Annotated in this window: 18 protein-coding genes; 6 read left to right on the plus strand and 12 right to left on the minus strand. The window is 31.7% G+C overall.

The annotated features are described in order from the left end of the window. Nucleotides 1-148: 148 nt before the first annotated feature. On the minus strand, nt 149-1,027 hold the full coding sequence (locus tag OIU80_RS13005; RefSeq protein WP_264287440.1) for a hypothetical protein: 879 nt from the start codon (nt 1,025-1,027) through the stop codon (nt 149-151). Between the two features lie 95 nt (nt 1,028-1,122). Here OIU80_RS13005 and OIU80_RS13010 point away from each other — a divergent pair, with 95 nt between their 5' ends. Both OIU80_RS13010 and OIU80_RS13015 read left to right on the plus strand, forming a co-directional pair. Continuing rightward, nucleotides 1,123-2,160, plus strand: coding sequence for a formimidoylglutamase (locus OIU80_RS13010; protein ID WP_264287441.1), 1,038 nt, complete (start codon nt 1,123-1,125; stop codon nt 2,158-2,160). A gap of 111 nt (nt 2,161-2,271) precedes the next feature. Beyond that, nucleotides 2,272-3,525, plus strand: coding sequence for a DEAD/DEAH box helicase (locus OIU80_RS13015; protein ID WP_264287442.1), 1,254 nt, complete (start codon nt 2,272-2,274; stop codon nt 3,523-3,525). A gap of 91 nt (nt 3,526-3,616) precedes the next feature. On the opposite strand, the gene OIU80_RS13020 is transcribed toward OIU80_RS13015, so the two are convergent. The 3 genes from OIU80_RS13020 to aroC form a co-directional block, all read right to left on the minus strand. Beyond that, complete coding sequence (locus OIU80_RS13020; protein WP_264287443.1) at nt 3,617-5,836, minus strand: response regulator; 2,220 nt, start codon at nt 5,834-5,836, stop codon at nt 3,617-3,619. A 163-nt stretch (nt 5,837-5,999) separates the two neighbouring features. Next, nucleotides 6,000-7,295 carry a dicarboxylate/amino acid:cation symporter gene (locus tag OIU80_RS13025; protein ID WP_264287444.1) on the minus strand — a complete coding sequence of 432 codons (1,296 nt, stop codon included), beginning with the start codon at nt 7,293-7,295 and terminating at the stop codon, nt 6,000-6,002. Nucleotides 7,296-7,353: 58 nt separating this feature from the next. Then, the gene (gene aroC / locus OIU80_RS13030; RefSeq protein ID WP_264287445.1) at nt 7,354-8,412 is read right to left on the minus strand and encodes a chorismate synthase; all 1,059 of its coding nucleotides are present in this window, start codon (nt 8,410-8,412) and stop codon (nt 7,354-7,356) included. A 189-nt stretch (nt 8,413-8,601) separates the two neighbouring features. Here aroC and OIU80_RS13035 point away from each other — a divergent pair, with 189 nt between their 5' ends. Further along, on the plus strand, nt 8,602-9,426 hold the full coding sequence (locus OIU80_RS13035) for a UDP-2,3-diacylglucosamine diphosphatase (protein ID WP_264287446.1): 825 nt from the start codon (nt 8,602-8,604) through the stop codon (nt 9,424-9,426). A 128-nt stretch (nt 9,427-9,554) separates the two neighbouring features. Next, nucleotides 9,555-10,040 (plus strand): hypothetical protein, encoded by a 486-nt coding sequence (locus OIU80_RS13040; RefSeq protein ID WP_264287447.1) that lies wholly within the window; start codon nt 9,555-9,557, stop codon nt 10,038-10,040. A gap of 49 nt (nt 10,041-10,089) precedes the next feature. On the opposite strand, the gene OIU80_RS13045 is transcribed toward OIU80_RS13040, so the two are convergent. The 7 genes from OIU80_RS13045 to OIU80_RS13075 form a co-directional block, all read right to left on the minus strand. Continuing rightward, complete coding sequence (locus OIU80_RS13045) at nt 10,090-10,515, minus strand: protease complex subunit PrcB family protein (RefSeq protein ID WP_264287448.1); 426 nt, start codon at nt 10,513-10,515, stop codon at nt 10,090-10,092. 22 nt (nt 10,516-10,537) lie between these two features. Beyond that, nucleotides 10,538-11,680 carry an N-acetyl-alpha-D-glucosaminyl L-malate synthase BshA gene (gene bshA, locus OIU80_RS13050; RefSeq protein ID WP_264287449.1) on the minus strand — a complete coding sequence of 381 codons (1,143 nt, stop codon included), beginning with the start codon at nt 11,678-11,680 and terminating at the stop codon, nt 10,538-10,540. 386 nt (nt 11,681-12,066) lie between these two features. Continuing rightward, entirely contained in the window at nt 12,067-12,549 is a 483-nt protein-coding gene (locus tag OIU80_RS13055) for an ABC transporter ATPase (RefSeq protein ID WP_264287450.1), read from the minus strand. Nucleotides 12,550-12,709: 160 nt separating this feature from the next. After that, nucleotides 12,710-13,501, minus strand: coding sequence for a (Fe-S)-binding protein (locus OIU80_RS13060; RefSeq protein ID WP_129539111.1), 792 nt, complete (start codon nt 13,499-13,501; stop codon nt 12,710-12,712). A gap of 93 nt (nt 13,502-13,594) precedes the next feature. Then, entirely contained in the window at nt 13,595-14,932 is a 1,338-nt protein-coding gene (locus tag OIU80_RS13065; protein ID WP_264287451.1) for a (Fe-S)-binding protein, read from the minus strand. A gap of 9 nt (nt 14,933-14,941) precedes the next feature. Further along, nucleotides 14,942-15,901 (minus strand): MlaD family protein, encoded by a 960-nt coding sequence (locus OIU80_RS13070; RefSeq protein WP_264287452.1) that lies wholly within the window; start codon nt 15,899-15,901, stop codon nt 14,942-14,944. Nucleotides 15,902-15,951: 50 nt separating this feature from the next. After that, nucleotides 15,952-17,106, minus strand: a complete 1,155-nt coding sequence (locus OIU80_RS13075) for an N-acetylmuramoyl-L-alanine amidase family protein (protein ID WP_264287453.1) — start codon at nt 17,104-17,106, stop codon at nt 15,952-15,954. 83 nt (nt 17,107-17,189) lie between these two features. Between OIU80_RS13075 and OIU80_RS13080 the strand changes: the two genes are divergently transcribed. Together OIU80_RS13080 and OIU80_RS13085 are read left to right on the plus strand one after the other, a co-directional pair. Continuing rightward, nucleotides 17,190-19,892, plus strand: coding sequence for a putative LPS assembly protein LptD (locus OIU80_RS13080; RefSeq protein WP_264287454.1), 2,703 nt, complete (start codon nt 17,190-17,192; stop codon nt 19,890-19,892). 48 nt (nt 19,893-19,940) lie between these two features. Then, nucleotides 19,941-20,321, plus strand: coding sequence for a RidA family protein (locus tag OIU80_RS13085; protein ID WP_264287455.1), 381 nt, complete (start codon nt 19,941-19,943; stop codon nt 20,319-20,321). Between the two features lie 318 nt (nt 20,322-20,639). Here OIU80_RS13085 and OIU80_RS13090 read toward each other — a convergent pair whose 3' ends face one another. Continuing rightward, nucleotides 20,640-21,014 (minus strand): methylglyoxal synthase, encoded by a 375-nt coding sequence (locus OIU80_RS13090; protein ID WP_230727829.1) that lies wholly within the window; start codon nt 21,012-21,014, stop codon nt 20,640-20,642.

Raw genomic sequence — 21,014 nt, forward strand, 5'->3', positions numbered from 1 at the left:
GACTTAAAAGCAAAGAAACAAGAAAAGGCATTAAAGAAACTAGAAGATAGTCAGAATAAAAAAAGGAAATCTAGATAAATAAATTCCAAAGAAGAAGGGCAGTAAAACTAAGTTTTACTGCCCTTTTGATATTAAGTTAAGCTTCTTATTATCTTAAAGTAAAGCTTGATTTAGAAACCAATTCGTCGTTATCAAAAACGTTGATAAAATAAGTTCCTTTTTCAAAGTTTTTACCAGGTAAATCTTCAGAAACATTAACTGTTTTATTTTCATACTGAACTTTAGTTAAAAAACTGTAAATTAAACTTTTATCACCGAAAGATTCTGTTTTCTTATCTCCTAAAACATTATTTTTGCTATCAATAACCTGTACATAATATGTTTTATCTCCAGATTTAGCAATTTGATTTTCAGCAATTGTAAAGCTAATTTTCAACACATCTGCTCTACTAGCCTTATCAGTTTCAATTTGTTTCCCAGAGCTTCTTAATTTATAAGCTGCCGTTTTTGTATTTAGGATAGATAATTTTGATCCTTTTTCAACAGTTTTAGCCAATTCTTCATTTTGACCAACTAACACTTCATTGAATTTTTTAGATTCTCCTAAAACTACAATTGTACTATCACGTTGAACGGTCAATACACCATTTTGTTTTTTCAACTCATCATTTTCAGCTACTAAAACTTTCATTTTACCTTGCATAGCCTGAACTTGAGATCTAAACTTAGATACATCACCTTTTGTTTTATTCAAATCATCCATTAAACCAACTACCTTGTCTCTTTCTTGAATTAATTCGTCAGACATAGATGTGTTTTCAGCAATTGCAGCATCATAAGTAGTTTTTAACTCTTGTAAATCTTTCATAACAGATTCTTTCTCTGTTAATGTAGTAGTAAGCTCATTTTTAACAACATCAGTATCAGATGTCATTTTAAAAATATAAACTAAGCTACCTACCAATAAAATTGCTAAAACCGCTATTACTGCCTTTAGACTTGAGTTGTTGTTCTTTTGATTTTCCATATTTAAATAATTTTTTATAAACAAATTTAATAATTAATATAAGCTAATAACGTAAGTTGCTACAAATATATTATTTTTGGGAAATATATTTTTTTATGGAAAAACTAATCCCTTTTACTATTAACGACTTAGCCAAAGTTACAAATCACAGAAGTGGTGAAATAAAATTTGGCGAAAAAATGATTATAGTTCCAAAAGGGGCTGACACAATTGATTTTCTAAAAAACTGTGAAGCAAAGTATGTCCTTTTAGGTATCCCTGAAGATATAGGTGTACGTGCCAACTATGGAAGACCCGGAGCAGCATCGGCCTGGAATAGCGCTATAAAAAGTATTGCAAATATCCAGCATAATCGATTTTGCAAAGGAAATCACATTATAGTTTTAGGGCAAATCGATGTGCGACAAGAAATGAAAGAAGTAGAACATCTTGATTTTAACGACATTGATGACCGATCAAAGCTAAGCCAACTGGTAGAGCGAGTAGACAAAGAAGTTTCACATATCATATTTAACGTTATCAAAGCAGGAAAAACCCCAATTATTATTGGTGGAGGTCATAATAATGCTTACGGAAATATAAAAGGAGCAGCGCTTGCCCACGGGAAACCTATTAATGCAGTCAATTTTGATGCCCACTCCGATTTTAGAATTCTTGAGGGAAGACATAGCGGAAATGGATTTTCATATGCTTACGAAGAAGGGTTCTTAAAAAAATATTTCATATTTGGTCTACATGAAAATTACACCTCAAAAAGCGTATTAGATATCATCAAAAAAATTGAAGACCGAGTTCGCTACAATACCTATGACAGCGTAAAAATTCGAAAAGAAAAAGATTTTAATGCTGAGATGCAATTTGCTTTAGACTTCGTTAAAACTGATATCTTCGGAATCGAAATCGATCTGGATGCTATTCCTAATATTGCAAGTAGTGCCATGACATTAAGTGGTTTTTCTATTGAAGAATTACGTCAGTTTGTATCATATTTTGGACAACATCGAAATGCCGCTTATTTACATATATGCGAAGGAGCCCCAGATTTAGGTGAAGAAAAAAACAATCATTTAATAGGTAAATTAATAGGCTATTTAGTTACAGATTTTATAAAATCAAATTATGAAAAAGTATAATTAATCTTCTCATTTACCAAATAAAACCATAATCAAATAAACGATTAACCGAATAAACCTATCTTTGCACAGAAATTTAGTACTTAAAACTAAATTCTTAATACCGAAAATATGTTATTCGAAGACTTATCACTTTCAAAAAGTATACAAAAAGCCGTATTTGAAGAAGGCTACACAAACCCCACTCCTATTCAGGAGCAATCTATTCCGATTGTATTATCAGGAAGAGATTTAATAGGGTGTGCCCAAACAGGTACTGGAAAAACTGCAGCATTTGCTATTCCTATCATACATCAATTACACAGAATTGTAGGTTCATCAAAAAAAGCCAAACAAATTCGCGCACTTATAGTAACACCTACAAGAGAGTTAGCCGTACAAATTGGACAAAGTTTTGAAACTTATGCAAAATACACCAACTTAACTCAACTTACAATATTTGGTGGAGTTTCTCAAAACCCACAAGTAGACACCCTTAAAAAAGGAGTTGATATTCTGGTAGCAACACCAGGAAGATTACTTGATTTACAAAAGCAAGGATTTTTAGATTTAGATCACCTACATGTTTTAGTACTAGATGAGGCTGATCAAATGCTAGACATGGGTTTTATAAATGATGTCAAAAAGATTGTAAAACTTACTCCAAAAAACAGACAGACCTTATTGTTCTCGGCTACAATGCCAATTGCAATTCGTGAACTTGCTGAAATGTTCTTAAGAGATCCGGCAAAAGTCGAAGTTTCGCCCGTATCATCTACAGCTGAAAATGTAGAACAACGCGTTTATTTTGTTGAAAAAACAGAAAAAAGAAACCTTTTATATCATTTGATAAAAAATGAAGATCTATCAAATGTTTTAGTCTTTTCAAGAACAAAACATGGAGCTGATAATGTTGTAAAAGCGCTTAGAAAAAATAATATCGCTGCTGAAGCAATTCACGGTGATAAATCTCAAAATGCAAGACAACGTGTACTTGATGCTTTCAAAAATAAAGAAGTTGGTGTTCTTGTAGCAACAGATATTGCAGCACGTGGTATTGATATTGACCAATTACCATATGTTATTAACTTTGATTTACCTAATATTCCCGAAACTTACGTGCACCGAATTGGTAGAACAGGTCGTGCTGGAAATGGAGGAATTGCAATTTCATTTTGTAGTAAAGATGAACACGGATACTGGAAAGACATCCAAAAATTAATAAAAGTGGATGTAAAAACTATAAGTGATCATCCTTACCAATGGCATGCTGGAAGTCCAGAAGCAGCTGCAACAGCTAAGCCTAAAAACTCAAACCGAAGTGGCGGAGCACATAAATCAAGAAAGTCAGATGCATCTAAACAAAATAAAAAACGTTGGTACTAATTCTACCAAATAAACTTAAATAACAAAGCTAATCCCGAGTTTTACCAATTAGCAGTAATTAGTGAAATTTGTGTTTCAAATCAATCTAGATTCAAACGTTGACATCACAGTCAACGTTTTTTGTTTCTACAATAAGACAATTTATAATTTTAAATAATTTTATAGATTCAAAAGGCTTTATGATGATATCATTTATCCCTGCAGAAATGGCTTCTTCAGTAATTTCATCTTTATCAAAAGCTGTCAATGCAACAATAGGTGTTTTTATGCCTTTTAAGCGTATTTTTCGCGTTGTCTCAAATCCATTCATCATTGGCATATTAATATCCATTAAAACCACGTCAAAAGACTCCATATCTAAAATTTCTAAAGCCGCATAACCATCATCAACAACAGTACAACTATAATTATTTTTTTCAATAATTTTTCTAGTAACAAGTTGATTAATCAGATTATCCTCGACAACTAAAACCTTAAACTTTTGATTTGAGGTTAAATCGACTTGAATATCATTAATTATACTTTTTGTTTTCTCCGGATCGTAATCAAAAGCTATTGTAAATGTAAATACAGTCCCTTCTCCAATATTACTTTCTAATGAGATTGAACTGCCAAATAATCCTAATAATCGTTTTACAATTGTTAATCCTAAGCCAGTTCCCTGATAATCTTCTTCGTTTCTACCTACTTGAACAAACTTCTCAAAAATCTTATCCTGATCAATAACAGCAATCCCCATCCCAGTATCTTTTACCTGAAATTCAATAAAATGTGCTTTTCCAACAATCTTAATCAAATCAGCAATAATAAACACCTCTCCATTTTTAGTGAATTTTAAAGCATTACTAACCAAGTTCATTAATATTTGAGCAAATCTCAACTTATCTCCAATTAAATATTCTGGAATATCCGAATCAATAATTACTGCGATCTGATTGTTATTTTTTTGAGATAAAAAAGACAATGAATTCTTAATCATATTTATCTCATCGGATATATTAAAAGTCAAACTTTCAAGAACAACTTTATTTTCTTCAATTTTATTAATTTGGAGAATATCATTAACTAGGGACAATAAATACCTAGCCGAGAATTTCAAAGAACTCAAATGCTGGCTTTTTGCCAATTCTTTATGTTCTTCTAGCAACATATTAGTAATGCCAACAACCCCATATAATGGTGTTCGTAATTCATGACTAATTGTAGATATAAATTGTGTTTTAAGTACCGAAGCCTCTTCTGCCTGTTCTTTAGCCTTAATAAGTTCTTCGTTTGTAAATAATAGCTTGGCGTTAGTTCTCTTTTTAAAAACAACATTTTTATATAACGTAACTATTAAAATCAAGAAAATACACGAAGTTAAAATAAATAATAACACTATAATTCTAGACTTCCTTAAACTCAAATCCTGAACCCCTTTCTCGATCTCTATCTTTCCGATTTGTCTTTTATATTCATCTAATTCGAGATTAAAACCAGCTCTTTCTGCTTTCTTTAATTTCTCCTCGTTATAAATATTTTCTTTTACTGCATTATGCTTAATGATATTTTCATAAGCCTGTTTGTAGTCACCTATTTTATTCAAAAACTTAGAATACTCGATATAAGAATACAACAAATCAGATTTTTCAGTTCCAATCTTTCCATGCTTAATTGCTTCAATAAAATAAGCATTCGCTTTAGTTTTGTCATTAACATGAGAATAATACATTCCGTTAAGCATATTAAAAACAACAATCGTAGATTCATTAAAGCGCTCTTTATGATGCTTATTTATATAATTAAAATAAGGCAATGCTAATTTAAATTCTCCAATATCAAAATAAGCCCATGTAATATTTATATTAATTAAATAAACAAGGGCACTATCTTTCTCTTTTTTACTGTACTCAAGAGATTTTTTATAAAACTCAATTCCTTTTTTGTATTGTTTTTTTTCAAAACAATACATATTACCCAAATTGTTATTAATTCTATTTTTTAAAATATTATTAGTTGTTCTATTGGCAAAGGACAAGGCTTTTTTATAGTAGTATATTGCCTTATCAAATTCGGAAAATTCATTATAATTTGCCGCGATAATATTATATGAAACAGCTATTAAGTTGTTGTTTTTAACTATTAATGCTTGCTGTAAAGCAACTCGTGATACAATTAGAGATTTTTCGAAATCAGATTCTTTTAAATACCTAAGCGCCTTATCGGCAGTTTTTGAAATTTCTTGCTCTGATGGTAACTCTGTCTTAGCAATTGCAGATTCCCCAAAACAAATCATCCAAAAAAGAATTAAAACAATACGAACTTTAGGCATAAACAGATGAAGTTTTACCAAATATACATTTAAAAATAAAAAAGGAGCTGTATTTTATAAATAAAATACAGCTCCTTAAAATATATTTTCAACAAAAAAAGAATGCTATTTTCCTTGCTAAAAAGAACGTCCTTTTTAAAATTGTCTAATTAAATCTTCTAATCTAGCTATTGGTATCACTAGGAACATCAAAATTAATTTCGTTATCACCTTCCCACTTCCCTACTACTGATGTAGCAAGAGCATTACCTAATACATTTGTGGCACTACGAAACATATCACAAAAATGATCAATTGGCAAGATTATAGCAATTCCTTCTATAGGAATATCAAACATACCACAAGTTGCGGCTACAACAACTAAACTTGCTCTTGGTACTCCGGCAATTCCTTTACTTGTTAACATTAAAACCAAAAGCATTACCATTTGAGTTCCTATGTCTAAATGTACACCATAGAACTGAGCAATAAAAATACTTGCAAAAGTCATATACATCATACTACCATCCAAGTTAAAAGAATAACCCAGCGGCAACATAAACGAAACAATTTTATCTTTTACACCAAATTCTTCTAACTCTTCTGTTAATTTAGGAAAAACAGCTTCACTACTTGTTGTCCCAAAAGCGATTGCAACAGGCCCTGTAATTCGTCTTAATAACTCTGTCATTCTTCCTTTAAGGAAAATATATCCTACCAAAATCAAAACAGCCCACAAAGTACCTATCCCAATTAAAAAAGATCCAAAAAATTTGAAATATGTAATCAACAATTCCTCGGCATCCCTCACTGCAAATACTCCTGCAATAGCACCAAAAACCCCAATCGGAGCGAAGTTCATCACATAATTTACCATTTTAAGGACAATATGTGACATCTTATCCAGCGCATTAATAACTGGTTTCACAGTACTTCCTAATGAAGCTGCTGCTAATCCAAAAAAGATTGAAAATACTACAATTTGCAAAATTTCGTTGGTAGCCATTGCCTCAAAAATACTCTTAGGAACAATATGCGTAATAAAATTATCAAAAGATAATGTTTGTGTTTTAGCTGTTACTTCACTAGCAGCTGCCATATCAACATGATCTAATTTCAAACCCACTCCGGGTTGTAAAATATTTATATAAAATAACCCTATTAATAATGAAACAAAAGAAGCTGTAAAAAACCATGCTAATGCTTTTCCTCCAATTCGACCTACAGTTTTTATATCTCCTAATTTTGCAATTCCAACTACTAAAGTGGTAAACACTAAAGGAGAAATTATCATTTGTACCAAACGAATAAAAATAGTGGCCAGCATCTTTATTTTATCACTAAACTCTACAGCAGCTTCGTGCGAAATAGTGTTATGTAATATAATCCCCAGTGTAGCACCAAGAAACATGGCAATAAGAATTTGCCCAGTTAGGCCTCTGAAAAAAGATGTTTTTTTGATTTCTGTTTTATTGTTCATCAAGTGTTATTTGTATTATTAATTAAATATAAGACGCTCGCATGTCTTACGTATCTCTCTAATATGTTTTGTTTATCAAATGAAAATCTGCAAGAACTATTGCAACCATAGCTTCTACAATTGGTACAGCACGAGGAACAACACATGGATCGTGGCGTCCTTTACCTGTCATTGGTGTAATATTTCCTTTGTTATCCAATGAATCCTGAGTTTGCATAATTGTTGCAACAGGTTTAAAAGCAACTCTAAAATAAATATCCATTCCGTTACTAATTCCTCCCTGAATACCACCCGAAAGATTCGTCTTGGTAGTTCCATCTGGATTATATAAATCGTTATGCTCACTTCCTTTCATTTCTGAACCCGAAAAACCGCTACCATATTCAAAACCTTTCACAGCATTGATAGAAAGCATTGCTTTTCCTAATTCAGCATGTAACTTATCAAAAACAGGCTCACCTAAACCTACAGGTACATTTTGAATCACACACGATACAACACCTCCTACAGTGTCTCCTTGTTTTCTTATATCTCTAATATATTCTTCCATCGTTGCTGCAGCAGCTTCATCTGGGCAACGAACTGGGTTATTTTCGGTTTTAGAAAAATCCAATTCTTGATATGGCGTATCTAAATGAATTGGTCCTACTGATGAAACATAAGCATTAATCTTAATGTTAGGTAACATCTGTTTTGCAATAGCTCCAGCAACAACTCTACTGGCAGTTTCACGGGCAGAGCTACGACCTCCACCACGGTAATCTCGAAAACCATATTTCTTGTCATAAACATAATCTGCATGACTAGGTCGGTAATTATCTTTTATATGCGAATAATCATCTGACTTCTGATTTGTATTCGGAATAATAAAACCAATTGGAGTACCTGTAGTTTTTCCTTCAAAAACTCCAGATAAAAATTGCACATCATCTGGTTCCTTACGTTGGGTTACTATTGCCGATTGTCCTGGCTTTCTTCTAGACATCTCAAACTGAATTGCCTCAAGATCTAATGTTATCCCCGAAGGACAACCATCTATAATGCCGCCTAAAGCTTCACCATGCGATTCTCCAAATGTTGTAATTTTAAATAGTGTTCCGTAGCTATTTCCCGCCATTGTAATTAGTTTTGAGCAAATGTAAGTTTTATGAATTAAATTAAAAAATTTAAAATTGGTATTATTATCTAAAGGTTAACTTGCATAATCATCATGATTTCTTAAAATTGAAGAGTAATTGATAACTATTTATTAAAAACAAATCAACAACGGATTCTTTAAATTTGTTAAACACCAAATCAAAAACAATTGAAAAAAAGAAATGTTGAAGTTGTCGTTATATCAGATGTACATTTAGGAACCTACGGAAGCCATGCAAAAGAACTAAGCAACTACTTATCAAGCATTAAACCAAAAATTCTAGTATTAAATGGGGATATAATTGATGCATGGCAATTTAGAAAATCGTACTTCCCAAAGTCCCATTTAAAGGTAATTCAAAAAATTATTGGCTTCGCATCTAAAGGAACAAAAGTGTATTATGTAACTGGAAACCACGATGAAATCTTAAGAAAATTTAGCGAAATGTCCATGGGGAATTTTGCCCTAGTAGATAAATTAATTCTCGAATTAGATGATAAAAAAGCCTGGATTTTTCATGGAGATGTATTTGATGCTTCTGTACAACACTCAAAATGGATTGCAAAACTAGGCGGAATAGGTTATGATTATCTTATTTTAACCAATCGTTTTATAAATTGGTGCTTATCTAAAATAGATAGAGAACCTTACTCTTTTTCAAAAAAAATAAAGGCTAGTGTAAAAAAAGCCGTCAAACATATATCTGATTTTGAAACAACTGCAACAGATTTAGCTATCGAAAAAAAATACGACTATGTAATTTGTGGTCATATTCATGAACCCAAAATTGTAAAAAAAGAAAACAAAAATGGATCAACACTTTATCTAAATTCTGGAGACTGGATTGAGAATTTAACAGCATTGGAATATCATAAAAAAAGATGGAAACTATTTCATTACTCACAGATGAATTTTTTAGAAGAAGAAAATCTTTTTGAAATGGAAGACAACTTAAGCAATCAATTAATTACAGCACGCTTTATCCCTAAGTAAATTCATTACTATTCTTCGGTAAAATTAATTTCGTAAAGCAAAAATGTGAATTATGAAACTTTTAACAAATTTTCTGTAAATTTAACTTATAATTCATATAATAACTTTGTCAAAATAAATACTTACTTATGAAAAAATTAATTTTGTCAGCTATTATGCTGCTAGGATTGGCATTTACTGCACAGGCACAAGATATTTCTAAAAATGCACTTGGTTTGCGTTTAGGAGATAATCACGGATTTGGAGGAGAAATTTCTTACCAGAGAGCACTATCGAAAAACAATAGAATTGAAGCGGATTTAGGTTGGAGAAACAGTAGAAACGTTGATGCTTTTAAATTAGTAGGTCTTTATCAATGGGTATGGAACATAGACCAAGGTTTTAACTGGTATGCAGGTGTCGGTGGTGGTATCGGAAGCTGGAGCCATGATTACAATCAATATAAAGATGATGGAACTTTTGTATTTGCAGCTGGAAATATAGGTATCGAATACGGATTTAAAGAAGTGCCAATCTTACTTTCTCTAGATGCTAGACCAGAAATTGGTTCTGGATATTATGACGATGATAATTTTGGATTTGATATCGGGTTAGGAATCAAATTTCAATTTTAACAAAATGTATTTATAAAAAATCCTGTCGTTTAAAACGACAGGATTTTTTTTATTTAATAACAATTTCTTTTTTCGAATTTATCTTCACAACCGCATAAGGATAAGTAATCACTTGCATCACCATACTATCTGGAGCCGGAGCAGTCTCTTTAACAGTAATAATAATGTTCTTATCTGTTTCTTCCACTTTTTCTACTCCTATAGAATAACCACCTGTGCTTTTCTCTCCCATATTCAAGATGATATAATTTGCTTTATCAATATCATCTCCATCTATTTTACCTTTTAACGATTCATCGCTTAATAGCATCTTTATTTCGTTAGGTTCGCTTAATATTTCGAAAAAACGAATATTTCCACCGCCGTCACTTTGTTGCGTCAAAACTTCATATAAGACCGTGCTTTTATCTACAGATTTAGTCGTTCCACAAGAAATTGCAAAAACAGAAATAAACAATGCAAGTACCTTTTTCATTTTTAATTATTTAAATTAATAATTACTTTATTTCTTTATAATCGTTAATTGCTTTTTGATATAAGGCCTCATACTTAGGCAATATATTTTTAATATCAAATTTCTTAGCAACTTCCAGAGCATTCGCTTTAAACACATTTAAAGTTGCATCATCCTTTAAAATTTTTAACGCATTCACAGCCATTTCTTCAACATTACCAACATCACTTAAATATCCTGAATACCCTTCAAAATTTACTTCTGGCAAACCACCTGAATTACTCGAAATTACAGGAACCCCACAAGACATGGCTTCAAGCGCTGCTAAACCAAAACTCTCGGTTTCAGATGGCAATAAAAACAAATCAGTAAAGCACAAAATTTTATCTATTTCATTACTGTTTCCAAAAAAGATTACTTTATCGTAAATCCCTAACTCCTGGCATAAGATTTCGGCTTTTTCTTTTTCGGGACCATCACCGACCATCATTAATTTAGCAGGTATTTCTTTCTGGATATTATAAAAAATCTTGATAATATCCGGAATGCGTTTTACTTTTCTAAAATTACTAATATGAGTAATAATTCGCTCATTCTCCTTAGCCATAACATATCTATGACAAGGAGCGTCTGGATCTTTCTTAACCTTATCCAATTCAATAAAATTAGGAATTACCTTAATTTTATTTTTAATATTGAATAATTTCAAAGTATCATCTTTTAAACTCTGTGAAACAGAAGTCACATAATCTGATTTGTTAATACTAAAAGTCACAGCAGGCTTATAAAACGGGTGATTTCCTACCAGAGTAATATCAGTTCCGTGAAGTGTTGTTATCATCGGAATATGAATCCCTTCGTTTTTAAGCATTTGTTTAGCCATATAGCCTGCATATGCGTGAGGAATTGCATAATGCACATGCAGAAGCTCAATCTTATATAACTTCACCATATCAACTAATTTGCTTGATAATGCCAATTCATAGGGCTGATAATGAAACAAAGGATATTCTGGAACGTTTACTTCGTGATAATGCACATTAGGATTCAAAAGTGCTAGCCTAACAGGCTGGCTATATGTTATAAAATGAATTTCGTGACCACGTCTTGCTAATTCAAGGCCGAGCTCTGTTGCTACGACTCCACTCCCACCAAAAGTAGGATAACAAACTATTGCTATTTTCATGTATTAATTTTAGTATTACGAAAGTACTTAAAATTAGCGTTGAATTAAAACTTTAGGTTGTTAATAATATTGTATTAATGGATTACTAGGCTTTTATATTTCTAGATTTTGTGACTTAAATAACAACTTATAATTATTTTTAAAAAGTACGTCTTTCCCTTTTGCAAAAGAACCAGCTGTCCCACTTTCTACTATATCTTTTCTAGTCTAAAAAGAATATCACTCTTTCCGATAGCTATTGAATAGGGTCAGATTTTAGGTTTACCTTAAATAAGACATTATTACTCTAGGATCTTTGTCAAAGTTTTAAACTTTGACAAAGATCCAGAAACGCAAAAAGGCATAAAATATAAATTTCATGCCTTTAATACTATTCGAAAGTCTTTTTAGAAAAAACGACTATGCCAACTATCCGCCGCAGGAACTTCCCATGACTCATTGTATTCTTCGATATTATTTACAAGATTATTAAAAACAATCGTATTCTCTGATACTGATTTGTCTTTAACCATTTTTTTAAAATCAATTAAAGGTTTGTGGGCAATATGCTCACCTAATTTAAAAGTAACATTCATTTTATCAAGTAAATCAACATCGTACTTTTTCTCTAAACTCTGAATAAACTCTACAGAGCTATCGATAGAGCATCCAGTAGCCGCTTGCACATCCTGATTTACAGCTAGTATTAAAAAACGGTTGTATTTCATTTGATATGAAGCTTCCAAACTAGTTCCGTGTGCAGCCCAACCCTCAATAAAAGATTGTAAAGCAGTTTCTATTTCAGAAAATTCTTCCTCAGAAAACTTTCTGTTTGATTGATAAATCCAAATTTTGGATTCACCTGGTAAATTTTCAAAAGGGATATACATTTTAATTATTTTATATTATGTTATTGTTTTTTTTAGGTTTCTGGTTGAAAAAACTTTTTAAGTTATTTCGTTCTTCTTTTAACTTTCAATCTAAAAACCTTTAATGCTTTGATTTTTAAAACACTTAGAATCTCTAAACTTAATCATTTAGAACCTTAACCTACAAATCTTGAGCATTTGCAATTAACTCTGCAATATCCAATACTTTAACAGAATCTTCTTTTTCTTGATGCTTAATACCATCTGTTAACATTGTATTGCAAAATGGACAGCCCGCTGCAATAATATCTGGTTTTGTTTCAAGAGCGTCTTCTGTACGTTCAACATTAATCTCCTTAGTTCCTGGTTCAGCATCTTTAAACATTTGCGCACCTCCAGCACCACAACATAATCCATTTGCCTTAGAACGTTTCATTTCGACCAACTCAATATCAAGTTTCTCGATTAATGCTCTCGGCGCTTCATATATTTTATTGGCTCTTCCTAAATAACAAGGATCATGAAAAGTAATACGCTTTCCTTTAAACTGTCCACCTTCGATAGTTAACCTACCGTCATCAAGTAACGATTTAAGAAATTCCGTATGATGTACTACTTCATATTGCCCACCCAATTCAGGATATTCATTTTTTAATGTATTAAAACAATGCGGACAAGCTGTAACTATTTTTTTTGCTTCATATGCATTTAGAACCTCAATGTTCATCATAGCTTGCATTTGAAACAAAAATTCATTTCCAGCACGTTTTGCAGGATCACCAGTACAACTTTCTTCTGTACCAAGAACTGCAAAAGAGACATTTGCGCGATTTAAAATTCGCACAAATGCTTTTGTAATTTTCTTTGCTCTATCATCAAAACTACCTGCACAACCTACCCAAAATAAAACTTCTGGTTGTTTTCCTTGGGCTAGCATTTCTGCCATTGTTGGCACAACTAAACTTTCTGACATTTCTCTCTATTTTGTTTAAAGTTTCATGTTTTAATCTGAAATCTATAATTTATTTATGATACTAATTATTGAAATACTAAAATAGTAATTTCTTTAATTCTCATTCTTCCAATTCAATCTATCCTGCTGATTGTATTGCCATGGTGCTCCATTGTTTTCTATATTTGTCATCATCGCATTTAAAGGCATTGGCGCAGCACTTTGCTCCATAACCAAGTAACGACGCATATCCATAATAATCGATAATGGGCTAATATTTACTGGACATTCTTCAACACAGGCATTACATGATGTACACGCCCACAATTCTTCGGGAGTAATATAATCATTTAATAATGACTTATTATCTGGAACAAAAACTCCTTTATTGGCATCTATATTTTTACCCACTTCTTGTAAACGATCTCTTGTGTCCATCATAATTTTACGAGGAGACAATTTTTTTCCTGTTTGATTTGCAGGACAAGACGAAGTACAACGACCACATTCTGTACAGGTATAAGCATTTAGTAACTGAACCCAATTCAAATCCTGAACATCACTTGCACCAAACTTACTAGGTGCCGCATTTTCATCTACAGGAGCTGCCGCAAATGGATCTGCATTAGGGTCCATCATTAATTTAACTTCTTTTGTAACCGATTCTAAATTATCAAACTGTCCTTCAGGATTCAAATTAGCAAAATATGTATTTGGGAAAGCCAATAAAATATGTAAGTGCTTTGAAAAATATAAGTAGTTCATGAAAATTAGAATACCTATAATATGCATCCACCAGAATGCTTCACATAAAAGCATTACTAACTCGTTCGACATTCCATTAAAAATAGGTGCTATAAACCGACTTACTGGAAAACTTCCTGCTTTATGAAAATGTGAAAATCCTCCTGGAACATTTTGCAAATGCAAATCAGAAGCATTCATTAATAAAAACAATGTCATTAATACAACTTCAAAATACAAAATGTAATTTGCATCGTTCTTTGGAAACCCATTTAGATCTGGATTAATAAAACGTTTTAATCGAATAATATTTCTTCTTGTCCAAAAGACTATTACTGCTATCAAAACCAATAAAGCTAATATTTCAAAAGAACCAATAAGTACATCATATACTGGGCCTAAATAGGGTGCAAAAACTCTATGCGTACCAAATAAACCATCAATAATAATTTCGAGTAATTCGATATTAATAATAATAAAACCAACATAAACAATAATATGCAATACTCCTGCAATTGGTCTTTTTACCATTTTAGACTGGCCAAGAGCAATCATAGCCATGTTTTTCCAACGTGCTTTGGGATTATCTTTACGATTTACATCTACTCCTAAATTTATGTTTCGAATAATTTTTTTTATGCTTGACGCAAAAAACCCAAAACCAATAATAAGAAGAATGGCAAATAAAATATTATCTAAATAACTCATATTTTAAGTTTATTTTTTAGAAATCGAATCGTTAACTGGTGCTACATATGGCTTGTTTTTCTTTCCAAAAAGAGAAACATTTACATAACGTGTTGGTGATAAACGCACATCTTGTAATAGCAATTCTAATTCTTTAGAAGTTGCTTGCAAATTATTATAAAGAGCTTCATCTTTTAATAATTTACCCATTGTCCCTTTACCTGAATTTAATCCATTCATTATACCATCAACTTTAGCCAATGTTTGGTTTAAATTTCTAACTGTTTTACCTAAATCTGCTTTATTTAAAGAGTCAGACATTTTAGCAAAATTCCCAGACATTTTATTAAAGTTAGTAACAACTCCATTTATTTGCCCTTTGTTAGTATCTAAAATAGAATTGATACTTCCTGAAGCTTTATGAAATTGTTCCATTGTTTTACTTAATTCAGCTAAACTCTTTTTTAAGTCTTCCTGTCCTTTTTGATCTAGAACATTATTTAATCCTGAAACTAGTTTATCAATATTAACTAGCATCTTCTCTACTTTGTCCTGAACTGGAGCCAGTTTATCAGCCAAACCTGCTGTTAAACCTAGTTTAGTAGTTCCTTTTAATAATTGTCCTTCAACAGCTGGTTCTTTATCTTCGAAGTTTGGATAAATTGCAATTTGCTTTCCTCCTATTAATCCAGGCTCATATATAGAAGCTGTACTTGATTTAGAAATAGGAAAATCTGTTTTTAATTGTAATTCAACCAACAATTTCCCAGTTGATTCATTAATTTTTATACCATTAATTTTTCCAATCGCTAATCCGTTTAAGGTAACTGGTGCAGAAGTAGCTAATCCTTCTACATTATCATATTCAACATAAAATATCTTGTAGTTTGTGAAGAGGTCTTTGCCTTTTAAAAAGCTATACCCCCAAATAAATAATAAAATTGATGCAATGACTAAAATAGCCGTTTTAATTTCTCTTGTTAGTTTCAAAATTGTAAGTGTTTGTACAAATTTAATATAAAATATTGAACTTGTAATTATTATTTAAGCGAGTCTTGGATACTAATTTTTTCTCCATTTTTAAATGCAATCAAAAAAGCTGAGTCATACCCCTTCTCTTTTGCTTCTTGCAAATATTTTTTTGCTTGATTATAATCCGCTGTTTGTTGATACGTATATTTATAAACATTATTCTCATATACTACAGAAACTCCTGTTAAGCCCTTAAAATTTGCTGGTGCTAATGGTGTCTTTTTTATACTAGCCAAAAGTTGTACCTTATATATAGAACCATCTAAGTTAGGTTTTACAGTAGTTTTTTGAGATGGTGCTGTAGTTGTTGTTTTTACTGGTGTAGAATCTTTTACCGCTTTTTCAACCACCTTTACAGAAGGCTTTTCATCTACAGGATCACCAGAACCACTACCGAAATATTCTTTTTTATAACTAATAATTGCTCCTGCAATAGCTTTTGCATATTCATTCTGCCCTTCTTCTGAATTTAAGATATCTCCCTCAGCTGGATTAGAAATGAAACCTGTTTCTACCAAAACTCTCGGCATATACGCTTTATGAAGTACCATGAAAAGTGCTTGTTTTACACCACCACCACGTAATTTTTTCCCCATCAAGCCAAACGCATCCTCGATTTTACTTGCCAAGGCAATACTATAATCTAAATATTCTTCCTGCATCAAAGTCATCCCAATCATAGATTCGGGTGAATTTGGGTCAAATCCTTCGTATTTTTGCTTGTAATCTTTCTCCATTGTAATAACAGAGTTCTCATTTTTGGCAACCTCAAGATTAGATGCTGCTTTATTCATCCCCATCACGTAGGTTTCAGTTCCAAATGCTGCCGTATTTTTATTTGCATTACAATGTATAGATACAAAAATACTAGAATTTGCTCTATTGGCAATATTCGCTCTTTCGATCAAACCTACAAACACATCTGTTTTACGAGTATATATTACATTAACGTTTGGATACGACTCTAATATTTTTCCAACTTTCAAAACTATCGCCAAAGCAATATTTTTCTCAATACGTCCGCTATAAACTGCTCCAAAATCATGATCACCGTGCCCTGCATCTAAAGTTACTTTAAAAACGTTAGATTGACTATAGGCACAAAATGACATTATAGTTAGAAAAAAACTAAATATTACCCTATTTTTGTTAAATATATCCATATAATCTAAAAGTTAATTTTAATAAAATACAACTACTATAATTTTTTTAATTGATTATTTTTGACAAAAAATTATATGTAAGTTTGACATGTCAAAAAACAAGCCATATTTTTACAAAAATAGTATTTAAACCTTTGCATACAAACTTATTTAATATCGTTTTATTATCATTTTTCCTAACACTAGGATGCGGTAATGTATATTCACAAGATACGAACAAAAAAAAGAAAGCTACAAGTGCTAGTAAACAGCCAGATAGCATAAAAACAACAACTATAGACTCTATAAAGGTAGATAGCATAAAACCCAAAAAAGCTTTTCTGGATGGCAAAGTAAAATACAAAGCCAAAGATTATGCTAAGATTGATCAAAAGCGCAAGCTTATTACCTTATATAATGAAGCCGAGCTATATTACCAAGATGTTGAGTTAAAATCCGGCATTATTGTTTTAGATTACGAAAAAAATGAAGTTTATGCAGGTCGTCTAAAAGATTCAGCAGGTGTATATACTCAATATCCCAATTTTAAACAAGGCGCTAGTGCCGTTGAGCCGGACTCTATCCGATTTAATTTTAAAACTAAAAAAGCTTTAATTTGGAATTCAAGATCCGAACAAGGCGAATTTAGAATAAAAGCCAGCATTACAAAAAAAGAAAACGACTCTGTTTATTTCTTAAAAGGTGCTCGATTTACTACTGCAAAGGATGTGGATAACCCTGAATACTATTTTCAAACAAACAAAGTAAAGTTCATTCCTGGAAAAAAAGTAATCACCGGTTTAACCAATATGGTAATTGCCGACGTGCCTACTCCTATTGCTTTACCATTTGCTTATTTCCCAATGTCTTCAGAAAAAAGCATTTCTGGTTTAATTCTACCAAGTTATAATGACTCTAATACCAGAGGATTCTCATTACAAAATGGTGGTTATTATTTTGCTTTAAGTGATAATTATGACTTAACTGTTTTAGGAGATTATTATACAAACGGAAGTTATGCTATGCGTTTTGAATCATCTTATGCAAAAAGATATAAATATAGAGGTAACATAAATGTTCGTTTTGAGAATTTAATATCTAGCGAAAGAGGATATCCTGATTATTCTAAACAAAACATATATAACATCCAATGGTCACATTCTAAAGACACAAAAGCAAGTCCTAATTCAAGTTTTTCTGCTTCGGTAAATATGGGTAGTAGCAAATATTTCAAACAATCCATCAATCAGGCAAATATTGGTTCTAGCTTAAATAACACATTAAGCTCATCCGTTTCATATAGCAAAACCTTTAATACGCTACCACAAATACGTACATCGTTAACTGCAACACATTCTCAAAACACGCAAACTGAAGTCATTAACATGACTCTACCAACATTGGAAGCAAGTGTAGATAGAATATATCCATTCGTAGGAAAAAATGGGGTTAAAAAAGGATTCATTAAAAACATTAACTTTCAATACAACTTAAGTGGTAAAAATAGTATCGTGACAACCGATTCTCTATTTTTTAAACCTCAAATGTTTGATGATGCTAAAATTGGAGCCAAACACAGTATTCCTATTAGCACCAACTTTAAAATATTTAAATATTTTAGTGCTAGTACAACTGCAAATTATCAAGAAATATGGCAAACAAGCACTATAAATAGAACATATGATACTGAACAAGGTAAAGTAGTTGACAAAGTGGTAAACGGTTTTGATGCCTATAGAACTTACTCGTTTAGCTCAAGTCTTGGTACTACTATATACGGTACTTTTAATTTTGGTGAAGACAAAAAAATAAAATCTATTCGCCACGTAATGCGCCCATCTGTTTCTTACGGATACACACCAAGTTTTGAAAAATATTACGACACTTACGCAACTGATGCTACAGGTACTATAACTAAAGAATATAGCCGTTTTGAAGGAGGTATTTTTGGCGCTCCTGGTAATTCTAATTCTAATATTGTAGGTTTTGATTTAAGTAATACTTTTGAAGCTAAAGTTACAGACAAGGACAGTACAAAAACAGAACCTAAAAAAATAATGCTGCTTAATAATTTAAACTTTTCTACAAGTTATAATTTTAATGCAGACGGAATTACATCATTCGCATGGCAACCATTAAGAGTTAGTGGAGGAACACAGCTTCTTGACAATAAAATGAATGTCAATTTTGGAGCTACATTAAACCCTTATGCAATAGATAATTCAGGAAAACAGATGAATGTTTTCAACATTGACAATGGAGGAAGCTTATTTCGAATGACTAGTGCAAATATGACATTAAACTACTCTATTTCGAACAAGGAAAAAAATAAAAAAGATGGTAAAAACACCCAAAGTGAAAGAAATGGTGGTCGTGAAGATGATTTATTTGGAACAAATACCGACTTAAATGATCAACGCAAAAGCCAGTTTGACGGCTCTGAAGAAAGCGACAATGAAATAACCGAATTTTTCAACGCAAAACTTCCTTGGGACATGACATTAGCTTACTCCCTAACTTACGGAAATGCTATGAGAGAAAATAAAATCATCGGAAACTCTATAATGATTTCTGCAAATATGGATATTACCCCAAAATGGAAAGGTGGTATATCTACAGGTTATGATTTTGTACAAAAGGGAGTTACTTTTACCCAGCTTCGTTTTGAAAGAGATTTATTAAGCTGGAGAATGGATTTTAACTGGACTCCAATTGGTCCATATTCAAACTGGAATTTCTTCATCGGAATAAAATCTGGAGTTCTTAGCGATATCAAATGGAACAAAAGAAGCACTATAAACAGATAAGTTGATACTGCCACAAACAAATATATTTTAATATAAATTCATACAATCATGAAAAAAATCATATTTACCGAAAATGCTCCAGCTCCTATTGGTCCATACAACCAAGCTGTCTTAAAGAACGATACACTTTATGCTTCTGGTCAAATTGCTATTAATCCTCAATCAGGAGAATTAATTACAGATAACATTCTTGATGAGACCAAACAAGTAATGCAAAATATAGCTGCTATTCTTGAAGCTGCAGATATGACTTTTGAGCATATTGTAAAAGCAACTATTTTTATCATGGATATGAATAATTTCGCTGCTATCAATGGTATATATGGTTCTTATTTTGACGAAAAAACAGCTCCTGCACGCGAAACAGTTCAAGTTGCTTGCTTGCCTAAAAACGTAAATGTAGAGATCTCTATAATTGCAGTACGATAACATTTAGTATTATGTGCCGAAGCTACAATATTAACTACGGCACATTATTACATCACACAAGCGTATAATCTAATACGCACACCTCTTCCCAATCATTTTTTAGGTTCTTTCTAAAGCTGAATATCTACATTATTCATTCTATTTTTAAAATCGATTATATTTTTACTTAAACAGATCCCTATCTTATTCGTTTTTATCATGAATAACAAATAAGATTTATGGTTTTCTTTTATGAATTAAAACAAATTGAAATCGAAAGAAATAAAAAAACCGCCTCAAATAATTGAAACGGTTCGTTATAAAATTTAATATAGATTTTTACAATTCTAACGCGATAGCATTTAATAATAATTGTGCAGAAGCTTCGTTAGTCGCCAATGGCACATTATGTACATCACAAACACGGATTAACATATTAATATCGACTTCATGAGCATGACTTGCAAGCGGATCCTTAAAAAAGAAAACCATATGTGTTTTTCCTTCTGCTACTCTTGCAGCTATTTGGGCATCTCCTCCCATAGGACCTGAAAGCATTTTTCGAACTTTAAAACCAGCATTTATAGCTTTGCTTCCTGTAGTTCCTGTTGCGATAAGTTTAATATTTTCCTTAAGTAGGAGCGTTTTATTTTTATTTAAAAACTGAACCATGTCTGCTTTCTTACCATCGTGGGCTATAATAGCAATCTCCAT

This window comes from Flavobacterium frigoritolerans (assembly GCF_025847275.1).
Classification (GTDB): domain Bacteria; phylum Bacteroidota; class Bacteroidia; order Flavobacteriales; family Flavobacteriaceae; genus Flavobacterium; species Flavobacterium frigoritolerans.

What these genes read in the sequence shown, in the direction of transcription:
- bshA (WP_264287449.1), bottom strand. Translation starts at nt 11,680, where the DNA reads ATGAAAATAGCAATAGTTTGTTATCCTACTTTTGGTGGGAGTGGAGTC.
- OIU80_RS13015 (WP_264287442.1), top strand. Translation starts at nt 2,272, where the DNA reads ATGTTATTCGAAGACTTATCACTTTCAAAAAGTATACAAAAAGCCGTA.
- OIU80_RS13060 (WP_129539111.1), bottom strand. Translation starts at nt 13,501, where the DNA reads ATGTCAGAAAGTTTAGTTGTGCCAACAATGGCAGAAATGCTAGCCCAA.
- OIU80_RS13025 (WP_264287444.1), bottom strand. Translation starts at nt 7,295, where the DNA reads ATGAACAATAAAACAGAAATCAAAAAAACATCTTTTTTCAGAGGCCTA.
- OIU80_RS13075 (WP_264287453.1), bottom strand. Translation starts at nt 17,106, where the DNA reads ATGGATATATTTAACAAAAATAGGGTAATATTTAGTTTTTTTCTAACT.
- OIU80_RS13085 (WP_264287455.1), top strand. Translation starts at nt 19,941, where the DNA reads ATGAAAAAAATCATATTTACCGAAAATGCTCCAGCTCCTATTGGTCCA.
- OIU80_RS13055 (WP_264287450.1), bottom strand. Translation starts at nt 12,549, where the DNA reads ATGTATATCCCTTTTGAAAATTTACCAGGTGAATCCAAAATTTGGATT.
- aroC (WP_264287445.1), bottom strand. Translation starts at nt 8,412, where the DNA reads ATGGCGGGAAATAGCTACGGAACACTATTTAAAATTACAACATTTGGA.
- OIU80_RS13020 (WP_264287443.1), bottom strand. Translation starts at nt 5,836, where the DNA reads ATGCCTAAAGTTCGTATTGTTTTAATTCTTTTTTGGATGATTTGTTTT.
- OIU80_RS13040 (WP_264287447.1), top strand. Translation starts at nt 9,555, where the DNA reads ATGAAAAAATTAATTTTGTCAGCTATTATGCTGCTAGGATTGGCATTT.
- OIU80_RS13010 (WP_264287441.1), top strand. Translation starts at nt 1,123, where the DNA reads ATGGAAAAACTAATCCCTTTTACTATTAACGACTTAGCCAAAGTTACA.
- OIU80_RS13065 (WP_264287451.1), bottom strand. Translation starts at nt 14,932, where the DNA reads ATGAGTTATTTAGATAATATTTTATTTGCCATTCTTCTTATTATTGGT.
- OIU80_RS13005 (WP_264287440.1), bottom strand. Translation starts at nt 1,027, where the DNA reads ATGGAAAATCAAAAGAACAACAACTCAAGTCTAAAGGCAGTAATAGCG.
- OIU80_RS13090 (WP_230727829.1), bottom strand. Translation starts at nt 21,014, where the DNA reads ATGGAGATTGCTATTATAGCCCACGATGGTAAGAAAGCAGACATGGTT.
- OIU80_RS13045 (WP_264287448.1), bottom strand. Translation starts at nt 10,515, where the DNA reads ATGAAAAAGGTACTTGCATTGTTTATTTCTGTTTTTGCAATTTCTTGT.